Origin of the sequence: Rhodococcus sp. NPDC056516 (assembly GCF_042794655.1) — a bacterium.
In the GTDB taxonomy this organism is placed as follows: Bacteria; Actinomycetota; Actinomycetes; order Mycobacteriales; family Mycobacteriaceae; genus Rhodococcus_F.
Window position 1 is genome coordinate 687276 of sequence record NZ_JBHTTG010000003.1, and the last position, 16869, is coordinate 704144.

At 62.7% G+C, this 16869-nt stretch carries 19 protein-coding genes; 12 read left to right on the top strand and 7 right to left on the bottom strand.

Annotated elements, in window-relative coordinates; all coding sequences use genetic code 11:
* Positions 1-101 precede the first annotated feature (101 nt).
* From ACFQ6Y_RS12570 to ACFQ6Y_RS12590, 5 genes are all read left to right on the top strand, one after another.
* Complete coding sequence (locus ACFQ6Y_RS12570) at positions 102-596, top strand: general stress protein (protein ID WP_003945065.1); 495 nt, start codon at positions 102-104, stop codon at positions 594-596.
* A gap of 189 nt (positions 597-785) precedes the next feature.
* Complete coding sequence (locus ACFQ6Y_RS12575; RefSeq protein ID WP_378632635.1) at positions 786-2162, top strand: ABC transporter substrate-binding protein; 1377 nt, start codon at positions 786-788, stop codon at positions 2160-2162.
* Between the two features lie 80 nt (positions 2163-2242).
* The gene (locus ACFQ6Y_RS12580) at positions 2243-3124 is read left to right on the top strand and encodes a carbohydrate ABC transporter permease (protein ID WP_172436712.1); all 882 of its coding nucleotides are present in this window, start codon (positions 2243-2245) and stop codon (positions 3122-3124) included.
* A 1-nt stretch (position 3125) separates the two neighbouring features.
* Positions 3126-3956 (top strand): carbohydrate ABC transporter permease, encoded by an 831-nt coding sequence (locus tag ACFQ6Y_RS12585; protein ID WP_003945075.1) that lies wholly within the window; start codon positions 3126-3128, stop codon positions 3954-3956.
* Positions 3957-3960: 4 nt separating this feature from the next.
* Entirely contained in the window at positions 3961-5130 is a 1170-nt protein-coding gene (locus tag ACFQ6Y_RS12590) for an ABC transporter ATP-binding protein (protein WP_378539199.1), read from the top strand.
* Between the two features lie 4 nt (positions 5131-5134).
* On the opposite strand, the gene ACFQ6Y_RS12595 is transcribed toward ACFQ6Y_RS12590, so the two are convergent.
* Positions 5135-5371 carry a hypothetical protein gene (locus ACFQ6Y_RS12595; protein ID WP_378632638.1) on the bottom strand — a complete coding sequence of 79 codons (237 nt, stop codon included), beginning with the start codon at positions 5369-5371 and terminating at the stop codon, positions 5135-5137.
* 123 nt (positions 5372-5494) lie between these two features.
* Between ACFQ6Y_RS12595 and ACFQ6Y_RS12600 the strand changes: the two genes are divergently transcribed.
* Together ACFQ6Y_RS12600 and ACFQ6Y_RS12605 are read left to right on the top strand one after the other, a co-directional pair.
* On the top strand, positions 5495-6760 hold the full coding sequence (locus tag ACFQ6Y_RS12600) for a sensor histidine kinase (RefSeq protein WP_378632643.1): 1266 nt from the start codon (positions 5495-5497) through the stop codon (positions 6758-6760).
* 10 nt (positions 6761-6770) lie between these two features.
* Positions 6771-7874, top strand: coding sequence for a winged helix DNA-binding domain-containing protein (locus ACFQ6Y_RS12605; protein WP_378632648.1), 1104 nt, complete (start codon positions 6771-6773; stop codon positions 7872-7874).
* On the opposite strand, the gene ACFQ6Y_RS12610 is transcribed toward ACFQ6Y_RS12605, so the two are convergent.
* Together ACFQ6Y_RS12610 and ACFQ6Y_RS12615 are read right to left on the bottom strand one after the other, a co-directional pair.
* Positions 7867-8730, bottom strand: coding sequence for a hypothetical protein (locus ACFQ6Y_RS12610; RefSeq protein WP_003945080.1), 864 nt, complete (start codon positions 8728-8730; stop codon positions 7867-7869). The two genes, ACFQ6Y_RS12605 and ACFQ6Y_RS12610, sit on opposite strands and share 8 nt — an antisense overlap.
* Positions 8720-9418, bottom strand: coding sequence for a metallophosphoesterase (locus ACFQ6Y_RS12615; protein ID WP_378632652.1), 699 nt, complete (start codon positions 9416-9418; stop codon positions 8720-8722). The genes ACFQ6Y_RS12610 and ACFQ6Y_RS12615 overlap by 11 nt, the downstream gene beginning before the upstream one ends.
* Before the next feature lie 71 nt (positions 9419-9489).
* Here ACFQ6Y_RS12615 and ACFQ6Y_RS12620 point away from each other — a divergent pair, with 71 nt between their 5' ends.
* Complete coding sequence (locus ACFQ6Y_RS12620) at positions 9490-10074, top strand: suppressor of fused domain protein (protein WP_219466400.1); 585 nt, start codon at positions 9490-9492, stop codon at positions 10072-10074.
* A 25-nt stretch (positions 10075-10099) separates the two neighbouring features.
* Here ACFQ6Y_RS12620 and ACFQ6Y_RS12625 read toward each other — a convergent pair whose 3' ends face one another.
* Positions 10100-10546 (bottom strand): SRPBCC family protein, encoded by a 447-nt coding sequence (locus ACFQ6Y_RS12625; protein ID WP_378632657.1) that lies wholly within the window; start codon positions 10544-10546, stop codon positions 10100-10102.
* A gap of 134 nt (positions 10547-10680) precedes the next feature.
* Positions 10681-11751: a magnesium and cobalt transport protein CorA gene (locus ACFQ6Y_RS12630; RefSeq protein WP_003945070.1), complete on the bottom strand. Its 1071-nt coding sequence runs from the start codon at positions 11749-11751 to the stop codon at positions 10681-10683.
* 169 nt (positions 11752-11920) lie between these two features.
* Here ACFQ6Y_RS12630 and ACFQ6Y_RS12635 point away from each other — a divergent pair, with 169 nt between their 5' ends.
* From ACFQ6Y_RS12635 to ACFQ6Y_RS12650, 4 genes are all read left to right on the top strand, one after another.
* Complete coding sequence (locus ACFQ6Y_RS12635; RefSeq protein WP_230817411.1) at positions 11921-12775, top strand: PHP domain-containing protein; 855 nt, start codon at positions 11921-11923, stop codon at positions 12773-12775.
* Positions 12772-13386: a MarC family protein gene (locus ACFQ6Y_RS12640; protein WP_164490628.1), complete on the top strand. Its 615-nt coding sequence runs from the start codon at positions 12772-12774 to the stop codon at positions 13384-13386. The genes ACFQ6Y_RS12635 and ACFQ6Y_RS12640 overlap by 4 nt, the downstream gene beginning before the upstream one ends.
* A 3-nt stretch (positions 13387-13389) precedes the next feature.
* Complete coding sequence (locus ACFQ6Y_RS12645; protein WP_378632661.1) at positions 13390-13785, top strand: hypothetical protein; 396 nt, start codon at positions 13390-13392, stop codon at positions 13783-13785.
* 448 nt (positions 13786-14233) lie between these two features.
* Positions 14234-15427 carry an NADP-dependent malic enzyme gene (locus ACFQ6Y_RS12650; RefSeq protein WP_230817414.1) on the top strand — a complete coding sequence of 398 codons (1194 nt, stop codon included), beginning with the start codon at positions 14234-14236 and terminating at the stop codon, positions 15425-15427.
* Between the two features lie 72 nt (positions 15428-15499).
* Here the strand turns inward: ACFQ6Y_RS12650 and ACFQ6Y_RS12655 are convergent, their stop codons facing one another.
* Positions 15500-16189, bottom strand: a complete 690-nt coding sequence (locus tag ACFQ6Y_RS12655; RefSeq protein WP_095972891.1) for an ABC transporter permease — start codon at positions 16187-16189, stop codon at positions 15500-15502.
* A complete protein-coding gene (locus ACFQ6Y_RS12660; RefSeq protein WP_378449059.1) occupies positions 16186-16869 on the bottom strand; it encodes an ABC transporter permease in 684 nt (227 codons plus the stop codon). Before ACFQ6Y_RS12660 ends, ACFQ6Y_RS12655 begins: the two co-directional genes overlap by 4 nt.

Here is a 16869-nt window from a genome sequence, read left to right on the forward strand (position 1 = left end):
GCATAGCCGAACGAATCAGGTCTGTAAAGGGCACAATAGGGGTAGATGTACTTGCGTCATCCACGTGGATGACGTGCCCGAAAAGAGGAGCGCAGCCAGCCATGTCCAATCCGCTCGGTCAATCGTCGAATGGGTCGCGCCGTGGAGCGTTGCCGACACCGCCTTCGGGATGGCCCATCGGGTCGTACCCCACCTACGCCGAAGCGCAGCGCGCAGTCGATTACCTCTCCGATCAAGAATTCCCGGTTCAGGACGTCACGATCGTCGGCGTGAACCTGATGCAGGTCGAGCGAGTCCTCGGTCGGTTGACGTGGGCCAAGGTGATCGGTGGCGGCATCGTCTCCGGTGCCTGGCTCGGTGTGTTCTTCGGCCTGGTGCTCGGAATCGTCACCGGTGGCTTCCTGGCCCCGCTGATCGCGGGCATCGTGGGCGGCATCATCTTCGGCGTCATCTCCACGACCATCCCGTACGCCGCGACGCGGGGGCAGCGGGACTTTGCCTCCACGATGCAGTTGGTCGCCGGACGCTACGACGTACTGTGCGAGCCCAAGACGGCGGAGTCGGCGCGCGACCTTCTTGCCAAGCTCGCCATCTGACATTCTTGCTCGGGCTGCCAACTTGTGTGATCTCGGTTACTTTATGTACACGCGGGCGAGGTAACACTCACCTTCCCGTGACCGTTTGCCGGACAAGGAAATAGGTCCCTTCTCCGGCAAAAGTGCCGATGTGTGGTGCGTCGGCCAGCCGTAACGACTGCGCCGTCTCGCCGCCCGAGGAGGACGGCTGTGCAGAACAAGAGATCGCGGGCGGGGCAGAAAAAGAAATACAGGGTGGGGCTGCTCGGCGCGGCAACCTTGTTGTTGGCGCCCTTGCTCAGTGCGTGTGGATCAGACAGCCACGACGGGGTGGTGCTGTCCTTCTACACCGCCGCCGACGGCGCCGAGCAGTATGCGGAAGCCGCCGCCAATTGTTCGGCGGCTTCGAACGGCGCGTACCGGGTCGAGCAGAAAACTCTGCCCAAGGGTGCTGACGACCAGCGACTTCAATTGGCCCGGCGTCTGACCGGCAACGACAAGTCACTCGATCTGATGACGCTCGACGTGGTGTGGACCGCCGAATTCGCCGAAGCCGGTTGGGCATTGCCGCTTCCTTCCGACGTCGCGGCCGAGGTGAGCGACGGGACTCTCGAGGGCCCGCTGCAATCGGCCAAGTGGCAGGACCAGCTCTACGCGGCGCCGCTGAACACCAACACCCAATTGCTCTGGTATCGAAAGGATTTGATGCCGGACGGCCAACCGCCCCAAACCTGGGATCAGATGATCGACATCTCCGAAGGTCTGGCTGCGGAGGGACGACCCAGCTGGATCGGCGTGCAGGGCAAGCAGTACGAAGGATTGATGGTTTGGTTCAACACGCTTCTCGCCAGTGCGGGTGGATCAGTGGTGGGGCCGGACGGAACCACGGTGACGGTCGCCGACGGTGATGCTGCCCAACAGGCACTCACCGTCATGAAGCGCGTCGCCACCGCGAAGGGCGCGGATCCCTCGATTTCGCAGGGGGACGAAGCGTCGTCGCGCCTGGGAATGGAGAGCGGTAAGTCCGCCTTCCAGGTCAATTGGCCGTTCGTGCTTCCCGGCATCATGGAGAACGCTGAGAAGGGCGATCTTCCGTACATCGACGACAAGGGCAACGTCACCAGCCAAAACACCGGAAATACGGTGCTGACGGTGAACGGAGAACGGAATTTCCTTGCCGCTCCTTATCCTTCGGTGATCGAAGGCAAACCGGCCGAGGTCACGATCGGCGGATTCAACGTAGCCGTGGCCAAGACCAGTCAGCATCCGGACCTCGCTTTCGAAGCGCTCACCTGCCTGCGCAACGAGGAGAATCAGCGCAACAACGCCGTCGCCGGTGGCGTCCCGCCGACGCTCGAGAGCCTGTACGACGACCCGGCGTTCCAGGAGGCGTACCCGGCGTGGCGTGAGGTTCGCGACAGCTTGGACACCGCGTCGGTTCGTCCCGTTTCTCCTGCCTATCAGAGTATTTCGACGCTCATCACTGCCACGCTCAACCCTGTGGGAAACATCGATCCGGAATCGACCGTGAACGATCTTGCCGAGCAGGTACGCAAGGCAGTCAATTCCGAGGGGCTGATTCCGTGACGATCGACAGCGAAAACTCCGGAGCTGCAACGGCAGTCGCCGACCCCTCGCCGGAGCCGAAGCACACCGAGAAGTCGAAGATGTCGGACGGAAAGGCGGCCGAGCGTCGACTCGGTCTCTGGCTGGTGGCGCCGGCCGCGATACTCATGATCGCAGTGACCGCGTATCCCGTGGTCTACGCAGTGTGGCTGAGTTTGCAGAGGTACGACCTGCGCTTCCCGGACCAACGAAAGTTCGTATGGTTCGACAATTACGTATCGGTGCTGACCGACGGATACTGGTGGCAGGCGTTTGCCGTGACGACATCGATCACCGTCGTCTCGGTCGTCATCGAGTTCGTCCTGGGCCTGACCATCGCGCTGGTGATGCACCGGACGATCGTGGGTAAGGGCCTCGTCCGCACTGTAGTGCTCATCCCGTACGGCATCGTCACCGTCGCTGCGGCGTACAGCTGGTACTACGCGTGGACGCCGGGTACCGGTTACCTCGCCAACCTGCTGCCCGACGGCAGTGCACCGCTCACCGACCAGATCCCGTCGCTCGCGATCATCGTCCTTGCCGAGGTGTGGAAGACAACGCCGTTCATGGCGCTGCTCCTGCTCGCCGGGTTGGCTTTGGTTCCGGACGACCTCCTCAAGGCGGCTCAGGTCGACGGCGCCGGGGCGTGGACTCGCTTGGTACGCATCATCCTTCCGCTGATGAAGCCCGCCATCCTCGTCGCACTGCTCTTCCGCACGCTCGACGCGTTCCGCATCTTCGACAACATCTACGTGCTGACAAAGGGAGCGAACGACACCGGGTCGGTGTCGATCCTGGGTTACGACAACCTGTTCAAGGCGTTCAACCTGGGCATCGGATCGGCGATCAGTGTGCTGATCTTCGTGTGTGTCGCCCTGATCGCGTTCGTCTTCATCAAACTTTTCGGTGCCTCGGCTCCCGGATCCGATACGGAAGGACGCTGACATGACCGTGACTCCCAGACTCAAGATCAGCTGGTCCGTGGTCAACCTTCTGGTCTTGCTGTACGCGTTGGTTCCTGTTCTGTGGATCGCCAGCCTGTCCTTCAAACCTGCCGGAACCATCAAGGACGGCAAGTTCATTCCGGAGAAGTGGACCCTGGACAATTACCGAGGGATCTTCGACACCAGCGCCTTCACCAGTGCGCTGATCAACTCCATCGGCATCGGACTCATCTCGACGGTCATCGCCGTGGTGATCGGAACGATGGCGGCGTACGCCATCGCCCGCCTGGATTTTCCGGGCAAGAAGCTGCTCGTGGCCGTTGCCCTGCTGATCGCGATGTTCCCGCAGATTTCGTTGGTGAGCCCGCTGTTCGACATCGAACGACGGCTCGGACTTTTCGACACCTGGGCTGGACTCATCCTGCCGTACATCACCTTTGCGTTGCCGTTGGCGATCTACACACTCTCGGCGTTCTTCAAGGAGATCCCGTGGGAGCTCGAGAAGGCGGCGCAGATGGACGGCGCGACGCCCGGGCAGGCGTTCCGGAAGGTGGTAGCTCCGCTCGCCGCGCCCGGCATCGTCACCGCGGGCATTCTGGTGTTCATCTTCTGCTGGAACGATCTGTTGTTCGCGATTTCGCTGACGTCGACCGAACGCTCCATCACCGCCCCTGCGGCCATCGCGAACTTCACCGGCGCTTCACAATTCGAGGAGCCCACCGGGTCCATCGCCGCGGCCGCAATGGTCATCACTATTCCGATCATCATCTTTGTTCTGTTCTTCCAACGTCGTATCGTGGCCGGGCTTACTTCCGGCGCAGTGAAGGGATAAGCCTGTGGCCGAGATCGTGCTGGACAAGGTGACCAAGCTGTACCCGGACGGAGCCAAGGCGGTCAGTGATGTCGACATCACCATCGCCGACGGAGAATTCATCATTCTCGTGGGCCCGTCCGGTTGTGGAAAATCCACGACCCTCAACATGATTGCCGGGCTGGAAGACATTTCGACCGGTGAGCTGAGGATTGCGGGTGAGCGTGTCAACGAACGCGCCCCCAAGGACCGCGACATCGCGATGGTGTTCCAGTCGTATGCGCTGTATCCGCACATGACGGTGCGCCAGAACATCGCGTTCCCACTGACATTGGCGAAGATGTCCAAGGACGAGATCAATGCCAAGGTCGACGACGCAGCGCGGGTACTGGACCTCACCCAGCATCTCGATCGCAAACCGGCGAACCTGTCGGGTGGTCAGCGTCAGCGTGTCGCGATGGGACGCGCAATCGTGCGCAGCCCGAAGGCGTTTCTCATGGACGAGCCGCTTTCCAACCTGGACGCCAAACTGCGCGTGCAGATGAGGACGGAGATCGCCCGCCTACAGCAGCGACTCGGTACGACAACGATTTACGTGACCCACGACCAGACCGAGGCGATGACGCTCGGCGATCGGGTGGTCGTGCTGCGCGGCGGCATTGTGCAACAGATCGGTGCGCCGCAGGAGCTTTACGACCGTCCGAACAATCTGTTCGTGGCGGGGTTCATCGGGTCCCCGTCCATGAACTTCTTCCCCGGGCAGTTGACTGCCGAGGGTGTGAGCACGCCGATCGGTGACGTTCGCCTACCAGCGGCGGCGCAGTCGAAGATTTCGGGCAGTGGATCGGGTAAAGACGTGGTGGTCGGGATCAGGCCGGAACATTTCGAGGATGTCGCACTGGTCGATGCCGCGCAGGCGCCGCACGGCGGGACGTTCACTGTCGACGTCGACGTGTTGGAGTCGATGGGTTCGGACAAGTACGCGTATTTCCTTGCCGGTGGTCCTGCCGTCAATTCTCGTGAACTCGAGGAACTCGCCGCAGATTCGGGAACAGCTGTCGCTGGTGGCGGTCAACTGGTTGCCAGGCTCTCGTCCGAGTCAACGGTGTCCCAGGGCAGGTCGATCGATCTCTGGTTCGACCCCGCCAAGATCGCGGTGTTCGACGGCGGTACGGGAGCCAATCTGCTGCTGTGAACCTCTACCCGGGCAAGGTGACCGAATACGTCGCGGCCCAGGGGAGCGGTACCTGTTCCGGGCCGGGCGCGGCGTCGGTCGGCTCGGGCAGGGGGATCAGCAGGCCGAACTGTTCGTGATGGGTCGTGGCCGGGGCGGCTTGTGCTGTCCCGGTCACCACTGCTATCGGTGCGGCGGCCAGGGCGCCGGCGACGGCAAATCGAGTGGCGATGCGACGCTTACCTGCTCGGGTCCGAATCATGCTCTCTCCTGAAATAGCTGTGTGGGGGGTGAACCTGCCATTCACGGTATTGCGGGTTGATTGTGAAATCTCGTGTGCGAAGCTCATTCACAGGGAACTGGGATGGGTGGCACAGGAGGACACATGAACGGATCCTCGGTACGAACCGAACACCTGCCCGGCGGCCCGGACCTCGAACGGATACTGCGCGAACATGCATACCGTGGTGCGTACCTCCAGTTGGCGGTGCGCGGCGCTCTGGTGCTGTTCATCGCCCTGACATTGATATTCGTCCCGCCCATGAACGACGCGGGATGGTGTTTTGCCATCCTGGGCGCGTACGCCCTCTGGTCGGCAGCGGTGGCTTTGTGGATCCGCAGGGGCGGCACCGGCCCGGTGACGATGATCTGGCTCGGGTTGTTCGTCGACCTTGCTGTGCTCGCAACTCTGACGCTCCTGACCGGTCTCGCCGCCGAGCAGAGTTGGACCGCCGACATCTTGAGCAACGGGCTCTTCGTCATTCCGGTTCTGGCGTGTACACAACTGCGAACCGACGTGTGTGTCGGCGTCGTGGCCTGCACGATCGGTGTGTTCTTTGTTTCCAGTTGGGCAACGATGACTTCGAACTCCGAGCCGTGGCCATCGATTCTGTTGAGCACCATGGCATTGGTCGGAGTGGGCGCCGGCGCCGTCGGATTGACTCGGATTCAACGATCACGCGTGCTGACCATCGGACAACTCGTCGGCCATCGAACGAGTCTTCTGGCCGAGCTCATGGGGCTCGAGCAGCGTGAGCGCACGGAACTGTCGGAGCAATTACACGACGGGGCGCTGCAGTACGTCCTAGCGGCGCGGATGGATCTCGACGAATTGGCCGACAGTGCGGAACCTGTCGCCTTGGCGCGTGCCGCGAAAGCGCTCGGTGAAGCCACAACGCTGCTGAGATCCTCCGTCTCGGAGTTGCATCCCACTGTCCTTGTTCACGTGGGTCTTGCCCGCGCAATCGGGGACCTCGCGCGATCGGCGCAGGGCCGCGGCGGAGTAGTGGTCGACGTCGACACTTCGGGCTGGAACGACGATCTGCGCACGTCTGCGGACGACGTTCTGTTCGGCGCCGCACGAGAGCTGCTGGCCAACGTCGTCAAACATGCCGGTGCGCACAGTGTTCGGATCGAGCTCGCACGACTGGACCACCATGCGGTGCTGGTGGTCTCGGACGACGGTCGGGGGATCAGCGCCGATCGGATTGCCGAACGACGAGCTGCCGGCCACATAGGGCTGCTCTCGCACGAGCTGCGGGCGGTTGCCGCGGGCGGCTCGTTCTCGGTCGGGCTGGGTGAAGAGTCCGGAACCCTCGCGCGAGTCGAGATACCGTTCCAGATCGTCACCGAATTCGACCACGATCGCTGAGGAATTGTCGATGACGCTGATCACCGATCGCGAGCTCAACCTGGCGACACTGGCGAGGCAACTCCTCCTGCGGCGCGCCGAGGTCAGCGCCTTGGATGCGATCGAGCACCTGACAGGTCTGCAAGCGCAAGCGCCGACGCCTCCCTATCTGGCACTGTGGGCGCGGCTGAAGAACTTTGCGGCAGAAGACCTCTCCACCCTTGTAGAGAAGCGCCAGGTGGTGCGGCTGGTTGCCATGCGGGGCACGGTTTTTGCTCTCTCGGCCGTAGATGCGGGCCCCTTCCGGGCCACGGTTCAGACGATCATGGAACGCGATCTCCACACCAACAGCACTCAGCGTGCGGCGCTCACCGGGTTGGATCTCGACGCTCTCGCGCAGGCGGGACGGGACCTGGTAGCGGACGGGCCGCTTACCCAAATGCAGATGAGGCCTCTACTGGCGGAGCGTTTTCCCGGCCACGCGCCAGAAGGGTTGGCACATGGAGTTCGCGGACTGTTGCCGATGGTGCAGGTTCCACCGCGAGGGTTGTGGGGACAATCCGGCGCACCGGCGCTGACGACGTTGGAGAATTGGCTGAGCGCAGAAGTGGATTCGATTCCGGTGCCCGACACACTGGTGCTGCGTTACCTGGCCGCGTTCGGCCCCGCGAGCGTGAAGGACGCCCAAGCGTGGTCGGGTCTGACCAGACTCGCCGAAGTATTCGAGCGGCTACGACCCGGCTTGGTCACCTTTGTCAACGAGAATGGGGCCGAGGTGTTCGACCTGCCGGACGCGCCACGACCGACCTCGGGAACACCCCCGGTTCGCATACTCGCACCGTTCGACAACATCTTGCTCTCGCACGCCGACCGCTCTCGAATCATGGACGAGCAGTACCGAACTCGCGTCTTCACCGTGAACGGAATCATCAAGCCCGCCATCCTGGTGCGCGGGAAGGTGGTGGGATATGCGACGGTGACGCCGGCAAAGGAGACGGTCGAGTTGGGTGCGACTCTGTTTGCGCAGCAACCGAAGACCGCCCTCGTGTCCATCGAGAAAGAAGCGCGTTCGTTGCTGAAGTTCATGCACCCGAAGATCCCGAACCGCGAGGTTCACTTCACTGTATCTACGTAGCGGGCTTGTGCTTTCGGGGTGCTCGATCGCGCAGTTCGGCCACGATCTCGTCGTTCCACATGTGGCGCCGCACCAACCGGTACCGCTCGCGTGCAATCCACAGATATGCCTCGGCATCGGTGTGCTCGGGCAACATGTCGGCGCCCCGCAGCATTCGCACGACGGGGAGAAACTCCTCACCGAACCAGCGGCGGGCGACGGTGTCCCGGCCGAGAAACTCACCCTTCTCCTGCATGAGGCGAAAACCCCAGGCCTCCACGCACTCACTGAGTTCGGCGTACTCCCACGGGTCCGTGACTTGTACGGCTTCGCGTTGAGAGCCCTGCAGCGGAACGCGGGTGAGGAAGAGGCGGCGATGGTCCTTGATGAGCAGGTCGGCGCGCTGAGTGATGCCTTCCGGTGAGATACGCGTGATGATCTCGGTGACGTACGCGTCGATGGTTTTCTGGTGCATCGCACACGCGATGGACACTCGGTGGTGTCCGTCGATCACGAAGTGCATGGAGCCGACGCGGTACAGCTGCACAGGTGGAACCGATTCGCCGCGTCGTTGTGCCACGGCAAGCCGCTCCCAACGCGCACGAGAGTGAGTTGACGTCGGCCGGAAGTACCTGTCGAAATCGCCTGTGCGGTCGACACTTCCGACGATCGATTCGATGGTGACGACCTGCAGACCCAGAGACTTCTCGCCGACCTTGCCGAGAGCGGCGACAACCTCGTCGAACGGCAGGATCGCGTTGACGTCGTCCGGTTCGCGTCGTAGCCAACTGACCAGACGTGCCACGTCGGCGCGTCGACGCTGACGAGCAAAGTCGTTTTCCGCGTCGGCTGTGGGAAAACCGGTGTCACGAGCCATGTCGGCGCCTCACGATCGTCGGCGGAGTACCTGGGGAAATCTCCATCAGCGTGAAGCCGACGGTATTGAGCACGATAGTCCGGCCCACCTCCAGATCGAGAGGTGTTCGCCCGTGCGGATGGATGTGTCCGTGAATCATGACCGTCGGATCGAGGTTGTGAATCAACGGCGTGAAGCATTCGAACCCTCGATGTGGTCGATCCTCGGCGTCGCCGACGCCACGGGCGGGGCTGTGGGTGAGCAGCACATCCACGCCCGCCCGGCTGCCGGAAAGCCGCGATTGCCAGGCGTTTCGCCAGGTGAGCGAGCGAGCGCGTCGGCTCTGCTGGCGCTCGGACCACTGATTGGGGCCGGTGTTGTATCGGATGGAACCGCCGAGGCCCGCGATCCGCAGACCGGCGACGGTCACGATGCGTCCGTCGGCGTTGACCGCGCCGGTGGGCCCTGGCCACTGCGCGGGCATGCCCGCCCGCATCCAACCCGATCTCTTGTTCGAGTATCCGGACAGATCGACGTCGTGGTTTCCGGGAACGAACACGCAAGGTGCGTTCAGTTGATCCGACAGGTACTCCAGATAGGCGAACGGCAGATCGCCCGCACCGAGGATCACGTCGACGCCGAGTGAACGAACCTGACTGCTCCACAGGTATTCGACGGTCTCGTCGCTGACAGCAAGAACGGAGACCATTTCGACGACGCTACCGCCAGCGCGAGGTATCTGCGCTGCGAACCTCGAGGGCACGGTGTTTAGATGGACGAGTGTCAGACAGCGTCGTATCTTCCGTCCGGGCCCATCTCGTCAGCAGCATCGAGGGGCCGGAGCCCGCCGCTGCCTCGGTGACGTTCCTGGGCGTCGAACCGCTGGACGTGCTGCGTTTCGAATCACCCGACGGCCTGGTCCGCTACATCACCCTCGGTTGCTCGCGTCATCCGATGGGCGACCCCAACGAACTGGTCGCAGACCCCACGCGCGGACCCCGCGCCGAGTTGGTGCTCACCCTGCGCGGAGGAACGGGTATCGCGTCGGGTGTGGCCAGGACTCTCGCTGTGCTGGCTGCCGCACCCTCCGTCGAAGGCGTCGTGCTGCTCGAAGACGCGCTGCTGGACCTGGGCGAGCCGCTCTGGAAGGACACCGCGTTCACGGCGGTGCTTCTCGGTGACAGCGGGATCGAAGACCTGACGCTGCCGGAGCCGTTCGATCCGGTGCGCTTCCTCGGCGTGGTCCCCCTCACCGGTACCGAAGCCGCCTGGGTGCGTCTGCGCGGCGCAGAGGCGCTGCGGGAAGCGTGGACCGAGGCGGGGATCGACATCCGCGATCCGCACCGTTCCGCCGCCTCGCTCTAGCTGCGCTGGCGCTTCGTCCGTCAGATCATTCGGCGTGCACGAGGATGTCTGCCAAGTTCTCGAGACTTACCCGAACCGTCCGTGAAAATGCTTTCGTGACGATCGGGTCGGCCATCTTGCCGAATACACCGCCGAGTCCGCTTTCGCTGTCGAGTCGGTAGGTGACCCGAGTGCCGTCACCGACTTCTTCGCAGGTTGTGGTTTGCGAGAAGCTGACCGGACTTTCGACGGACGTCGATTTCGACGATCTCGGTGCGTCGTACTCGGTGAATTCGGATGTCCACTCGAGACGCTTGCCCAGAATTCGCGAGACGCCGTGCCAGCGGCTTCCCACGCCCATCGGGCCGTCGGTGATCTGTTTGCATTCGACCATCGAGTTTTCCCAGTTGGGCCAATTCTCGGCGACGGACAGGTACTCCCAGACGTCTTTGGGTGGCAACGCGATCTCTACGGATTGCTCGACTGTAGGCATGGTTGTTCCTCCACTACTCCTTGGGCCTGAATTTGCTTGTCGCAAAATGGATTTCGGGAACGGAATGAAAATGCGTACCCATATCCATTGTCCGCCTGCGACGGTGGCAAGTACAGGGAGTCAGAAGGAGTTGTTCACAGCCAGTTGTTGCGACGGAAGAGAAAGAACAAGCCGACGCATACCGAAGCGATGAGAAACAGGATGGACTGATAGCCGTATTTGTAGCCGAGTTCCGGCATGTTCTCGAAGTTCATTCCGTAAATTCCGGCAACGCCGGTCGGCACGGCGGCGATGGCGACCCACGCGGAGATCTTGCGCATGTCGGTGTTCTGCTGCACCGCGATCTTCGCCAGCGCGGCATCGACCAGAGAGCTCAACACCTCGTCGTATTCCGAGATGCGTTCGGACACGATCGTGTGGTGATCGCGGACGTCACGGAAGTACCGGCGGATCTCCTTCGGGACGAGACCGCCCGCGGGCTGGGTGAGTTGGAGCAGTGGCAATCCGAGTGGAGTGACCGAGCGTCGTAGTTCCACGATTTCACGTTTGAGCAGGTAGATGTGCTCGACCGCAACGGTGTTTCGCGGGTTGAATACCAACTCTTCCATGCTGTCGACGTCCTGTTCGACCAGCTGAATGACGGAGAGATAGCTGTCGACGACGTGGTCGGTAATCGCGTGCAACACCGCGAACGGGCCCATGGTGAGGCGCTCGGGATTCTGCTCGAGTGACTTGCGCACGCTCGCCAGTTCGGAGTGATCCCCGTGGCGGACGGTCACCACGAAGTCGGGACCGACGAACACCATGATCTCACCGGTTTCGACGATCTCGCTCGCCGTGGCCACGGACTCGTGCGGAACGTAGACGACCGTGCGCAGCACCAGGAACATGACGTCGTCGTAGCGTTCGAGTTTCGGACGCTCGTGTGCATGAACGGCGTCCTCGACCATCAGCTCGTGCAGTCCGAAAGTTGCTGCGACATCTTGCATCTGACCTTCGTCGGGTGCATGCATTCCCACCCAGACGAACGCGTTGTCGCGACTACGAACCTCGGCCAACGCGGCGCGGTGCGTGTACTTGCCCGGTAACCGCACGCCGTCCACGTAAACCGCGCAGTCGACGATCGCGCGTGCAGCAGGAACGGGGATCTTGGGCGCATCAGCTTGCGTCGATTTGCCGTTCGACCAATTCGGCAGTGACGGCATCGTTGGCACGCTCGCTCCTTCTCGGTCTGTAATGCAGTGGAACGGCAGGGGAACGGCACTGCAGCGACACCTGATCGAATTGCGCTGCCGCTGCGGCGTAATCGTACGTCAGCTTCCGGCTCGCCCACCGGAGCGCGATGAAGTTGCCGATTGCTGACACACTGGAACAGTGCGAATAGACCTTCACACCCACTCCAACGCATCGGACGGCACCGATACCCCGGCTGCCCTCATGCGTGCCGCAGCCGACGCCGGACTCGACGTCGTCGCCATCACCGATCACGACACGACTTCAGGCTGGGCAGAGGCCGCGCACGCCTTACCGGCCGGCGTCGCCCTGGTTCGTGGGATGGAGATGTCGTGCGAAGGTCGAGGTGAGCGCGGTTGGCCCGTGGCTGTTCATCTGCTGGCGTACCTGTTCGATCCGACGCACCCCGAATTCGCCAAAGAACGTGAGCGACTGCGCGCCGAACGCGTCGAACGCATCCGCGTGATGACGACGATGATGGCGCGTGACGGTCTGCCCGTCGATCCCGATCAGATCCTCGCCGACGCCGGTCCGTCCGTCGGACGCCCGCACGTCGCAGCGGCCCTGATGCGAGCCGGCGTGGTGTCGAGCATCAGCGAAGCCTTCTCCGACCTGTTGTCCAGTCGCGGGCGATACGACGTGCCCAAGTACGACACTCCGCTCGAGTACGCCGTCGAACTGGTGGCAGCGGCTGGGGGAGTGACCGTCCTTGCGCACGGACGGGCGCGGTCGCGCGGCGGACTGCTTGCACTCGACCACATCCGTGATCTGGCGGCGCTGGGTCTCGGGGGTCTCGAAGTCGATCACCCGGACCATCGCAGCGACGATCGCGACGTCTTGAGGCGCCTGGCCGGCGACCTCGGACTGGCAGTCACCGGATCCTCGGATTATCACGGTGAGAACAAGACGATCGGACTCGGCGACGAGCTCACGGATGAGGCCGAGTTCGACAAACTCGTCTCTGCCGCCACCGGCGTGGAGGTACTGGGGCGCTGATGCTCGACACCACGCTCTACCTCACCGTGTTCATCACGCTGTTCGTGATCATGGATCCACCCGGAGTCATTCCGGTGTTCTTGTCACTGGTCGGCCGCAAGAGCCGTGAAGATCGCAATCGGGCGGCATGGCAGGCCCCGGCCGTCTCGCTTGCGGTCATCTCGGTCTTTGCCATCGGTGGTCAGGCGATTCTCAACTACCTCCACATCGGCATTCCGGCGTTGCAGGGCGCCGGCGGACTACTCCTGCTTCTCATCGCACTCGAACTGCTGACCGGCAAGGCCTCCAACCGTCCGCAGGGAGCCGACGACGTCAACGTCGCACTCGTTCCATTGGGAACGCCGATGATGGCCGGTCCCGGTGCGATTGCAGCCGTCATAGTCTTTGTCGCCCAGGCCGACGGTGAAGCGGCGTCGTATCTGGCGATCGCGTTGGCGATTTTGTCCATTCACCTCGTGCTGTTCGTGGTCCTGCGGTTCTCGACGGCACTGATCCGGATACTGGGCGAGGGCGGCATCAGCCTGCTGGCACGCATCGCGGGTCTTCTGCTCGCCGCTATCGCGGTTCAACTCATTGCGGAATCAGTCCGCGGATTCGTCGCGGGAGCGTAAGAGATGACATACGACGACCGGTACGACCGGAACGACAGGTACGAGGACGAATACCAGTACCAGAATTATCAGGACTATCAGTACGAAGACGACTACAGCCATTATCCCGCCGACAATCGTCAATGGCTGCTGGTCCGCGCTCTACGTGCCCTGAGCGGCACCGTGGCGGCCGGGATCGTGGTTTTGACGCTCGTGATCATCGGCTCGGCATATCTTGGCGGAAACCGCGGATTCCCGGGGCCGGGAACGACATCGATCACCGCGCACATTGCGGCCTCGGTGGTTGCTCTTGCCGCGCAGATCTGGTGTGACCGTAGGCGGGGTATCGCGGCGGTTGCCGGATCGGTGGTCGTGCTCGTGGTGGCGGGGCTGTTGTTGGTGACGCAGTGGTGGGGATGACACGGCGGGGATGACACGGTGGGGATGACTGGGTGGGGATGACACCGTGGGGATGACACGGTGGGGATGACACGGCGGGGATGACGGCTCGGTTTCGAGTCTGGTGAGGAATCCGACCGCTTGGAGGATTTGATTGTGATCCGACTGTGGTGGCAAACTGGAGTTACTTCGAGGCGGCGCCACAGCCCGGCCCCGAAGTGCAGGTTTCGTCAGAATCTCTCCCGGAACCTAGATTGCATGGATACGCCAGGGCTCACCCGCCCCACACCATGACGCTTCGGATGTATTGCGGCCCACTTTTTCGCGCACGCCGAATGCTCTTCTTCTCAGTAGTCGTTCGCGGAAGAAATGATCTCTGACCGTTGTGAACGTGATTTTGCACCGGTCCGAAGGATTACTTCCCAGTAACCCAGCCCCGAATGAGGCTGGACTAATCAGGAGTGTCATCGTGTCCCTCGTGACTGAAGCCATCAACGTACCCAAGGTCGAGCTGACCGACGAAGAAATCTTTGCCGCTCACGTCGGTGGCAAGCTCTCGGTCGAGACCACCGCGCCGCTCGATACGCAGCGCGCCCTCTCGATCGCCTACACACCGGGTGTTGCTCAGGTGAGCCGCGCCATCGCTGCAGACGAAACCCTCGCCGATCGATACACCTGGACCAACCGACTTGTCGTCGTGGTCAGTGACGGCACCGCGGTTCTCGGACTCGGCGACATCGGCCCCCGCGCGTCGCTGCCCGTCATGGAGGGCAAATCGGCACTGTTCAAGAACTTCGCCGGACTGAACTCCATTCCGCTGGTTCTCGACACCAAGGATCCCGACGAGATCGTCGAGACGCTCATCCGTTTGCGTCCGAGCTTCGGCGCGGTCAACCTCGAGGACATCTCGGCGCCGCGTTGCTTCGAGATCGAGAAGCGCGTCATCGAAGCTCTCGACTGCCCTGTCATGCACGACGATCAGCACGGAACCGCGATCGTGGTCCTCGCGGCGCTCAAGGGCGCAGTGAAGGTCCAGAGCCGCGACATCACCGCACTCAAGGTCGTCATCTCCGGCGCCGGTGCTGCTGGTGTTGCCTGCGCGAACATCCTGCTCGCCGCGGGAATCGCCGACGTCATCGTGCTGGACTCGAAGGGCATCATCTCGGGTGAGCGCAGTGACCTCAACGAGGTGAAGGCAGAACTCGCGGCCCGCACCAATCCGCGCGACCTGCACGGTGGTGCCATCGAGGCGCTCGAAGGTGCCGACGTCTTCCTCGGTGTCTCGGCGGGCAAGATCCCCGAGGAGCTCATCGCTTCGATGGCTCCCGAGTCGATCGTATTCGCACTCTCCAACCCGGACCCGGAGATTCACCCCGAAACCGCGTCGAAGTACGCGGCGATCGTGGCGACGGGCCGTAGCGATTTCCCGAACCAGATCAACAACGTTCTCGCCTTCCCCGGTGTCTTCAAGGGCGCGCTCGACGCCGGCGCCCGTCGCATCACCGAAGGTATGAAGCTCGCTGCCGCCGAGGCAATCCTGTCGGTGGTCGGCGACGAGTTAGCAGCGGACAAAATCGTCCCCAGCCCACTCGACCCTCGCGTGGCACCCGCAGTAGCGGAAGCCGTCGCGGCCGCAGCGCATGCTGAGGGCGTGACCAGCTAAGAGGGACTACGAAAGCCCCGATCGGAACCCGCACACAAGGTTCCGATCGGGGCTTTTTCGTGGGTATCCGAGCTACAGACGGGCGAGGTCAGGTGTTCGACGCAGCCTGCCGGTACCGGGAACAGAAGCCCAGACCACCAGTGCCAGTAATCCGTCGACGACAAGAGCCACCACCGCGACCAGGATTGCGCCGACGACCACGCGGTCGTACTTGTAGAGCGCGAGACCGTCGAAGATGTACCGGCCGAGGCCGCCGAGGTTGACGTAGGCGGCGACGGTCGCTGTGGCTATCACCTGCAGCGTCGCGTTACGCAGTCCGCCGAGAATCAGCGGGAGCGCGTTGGGAATCTCGACTCGGAAGAGCACCTGGAGCTCGGTCATGCCCATCGCTCGCGCGGCCTCGACGACGCCACGGTCGACGCTGGCGATTCCGGCGTACGTGCCGGCGAGGAGCGGAGGAATGCCGAGGATCACGAGCGCGAGAATCGGCGGCATGACTCCGAGTCCCATGAGCAGAACGAGGAAGGTCAGCAGGCCGAGTGTGGGCAGTGACCGCAGTGCGTTGACCAGACTGACGACCACGATCTCACCGCGGCGCAGATGCCCGATGAGCAATCCGATCGGTACCGCGATCACGGCCGAAAGTGCCACGGCCAGAACGCTGTACCACAGGTGCTGGAGAATGCGGGTGCCGATACCGGTGTCGCCGCTCCAGTTTCCGGGATCGACGATGAAGTCCCAGGCTCCGGTGAAGATGCTCATACGGGTTCCCCCTCGGCTGACAGGACGGCCGGAACCTTCGACGAGCGCGACGTCCTGGTCCACGGGGTCAGGAATCGGCCGATCAGATACAGGATCAGATCGAGCGCCAGTGCCAGCACGACGATCGCGATGATGCCGGCAACGATCTGATCCGGGTAGTCACGGTCGTAGCCCTGTTTGAACAGCACTCCCAGACCGCCGATTCCGATCAGTGATCCGACCGAAACCAGCGAAATGTTGGTAACGGCAATAACTCTGATGTTCGCGATCATCACCGGCAGCGCCAACGGCAACTCGACCGTCAGGGCGCGTCGTAGCGGTGTGAACCCGACGGCGGTGGAGGCGTCGATGACGTTGTCCGGCACCGAGTCGAGTGCTTCGGGCACAGCCCGGATGAGCAGTGCCGTCGCGTACACGCTGAGTGCGATCACCACGTTGAGCGGATCAAGGGTCTTGAGACCGAACAACTGGGGGATTGTCACGAACAGCGCGAGCGACGGAATCGTGAACGCGATACTCGCCAGGGTCAACGTGATTCGGCGCAGCCACCGGACGTTGCGGATCGCTGTTCCTACCGGCACGGCAATCAGGAGACCGATCAGCAAGGGCAGCAGCGCCAGATACAGATGGGTCTTCGAGTAGTCCACAACCGTCGAGAAATTGTCGATGAGCCAGCGCAT

Coding starts and splice junctions, on each gene's coding strand:
- ACFQ6Y_RS12595 (WP_378632638.1), bottom strand. CDS start 5,371: ATGATTCGGACCCGAGCAGGTAAGCGTCGCATCGCCACTCGATTTGCC.
- ACFQ6Y_RS12570 (WP_003945065.1), top strand. CDS start 102: ATGTCCAATCCGCTCGGTCAATCGTCGAATGGGTCGCGCCGTGGAGCG.
- ACFQ6Y_RS12660 (WP_378449059.1), bottom strand. CDS start 16,869: ATGCGCTGGCTCATCGACAATTTCTCGACGGTTGTGGACTACTCGAAG.
- ACFQ6Y_RS12625 (WP_378632657.1), bottom strand. CDS start 10,546: ATGCCTACAGTCGAGCAATCCGTAGAGATCGCGTTGCCACCCAAAGAC.
- ACFQ6Y_RS12655 (WP_095972891.1), bottom strand. CDS start 16,189: ATGAGCATCTTCACCGGAGCCTGGGACTTCATCGTCGATCCCGGAAAC.
- ACFQ6Y_RS12580 (WP_172436712.1), top strand. CDS start 2,243: ATGTCGGACGGAAAGGCGGCCGAGCGTCGACTCGGTCTCTGGCTGGTG.
- ACFQ6Y_RS12610 (WP_003945080.1), bottom strand. CDS start 8,730: ATGGCTCGTGACACCGGTTTTCCCACAGCCGACGCGGAAAACGACTTT.
- ACFQ6Y_RS12630 (WP_003945070.1), bottom strand. CDS start 11,751: ATGCCGTCACTGCCGAATTGGTCGAACGGCAAATCGACGCAAGCTGAT.
- ACFQ6Y_RS12645 (WP_378632661.1), top strand. CDS start 13,390: ATGACATACGACGACCGGTACGACCGGAACGACAGGTACGAGGACGAA.
- ACFQ6Y_RS12585 (WP_003945075.1), top strand. CDS start 3,126: ATGACCGTGACTCCCAGACTCAAGATCAGCTGGTCCGTGGTCAACCTT.
- ACFQ6Y_RS12605 (WP_378632648.1), top strand. CDS start 6,771: ATGACGCTGATCACCGATCGCGAGCTCAACCTGGCGACACTGGCGAGG.
- ACFQ6Y_RS12615 (WP_378632652.1), bottom strand. CDS start 9,418: ATGGTCTCCGTTCTTGCTGTCAGCGACGAGACCGTCGAATACCTGTGG.
- ACFQ6Y_RS12600 (WP_378632643.1), top strand. CDS start 5,495: ATGAACGGATCCTCGGTACGAACCGAACACCTGCCCGGCGGCCCGGAC.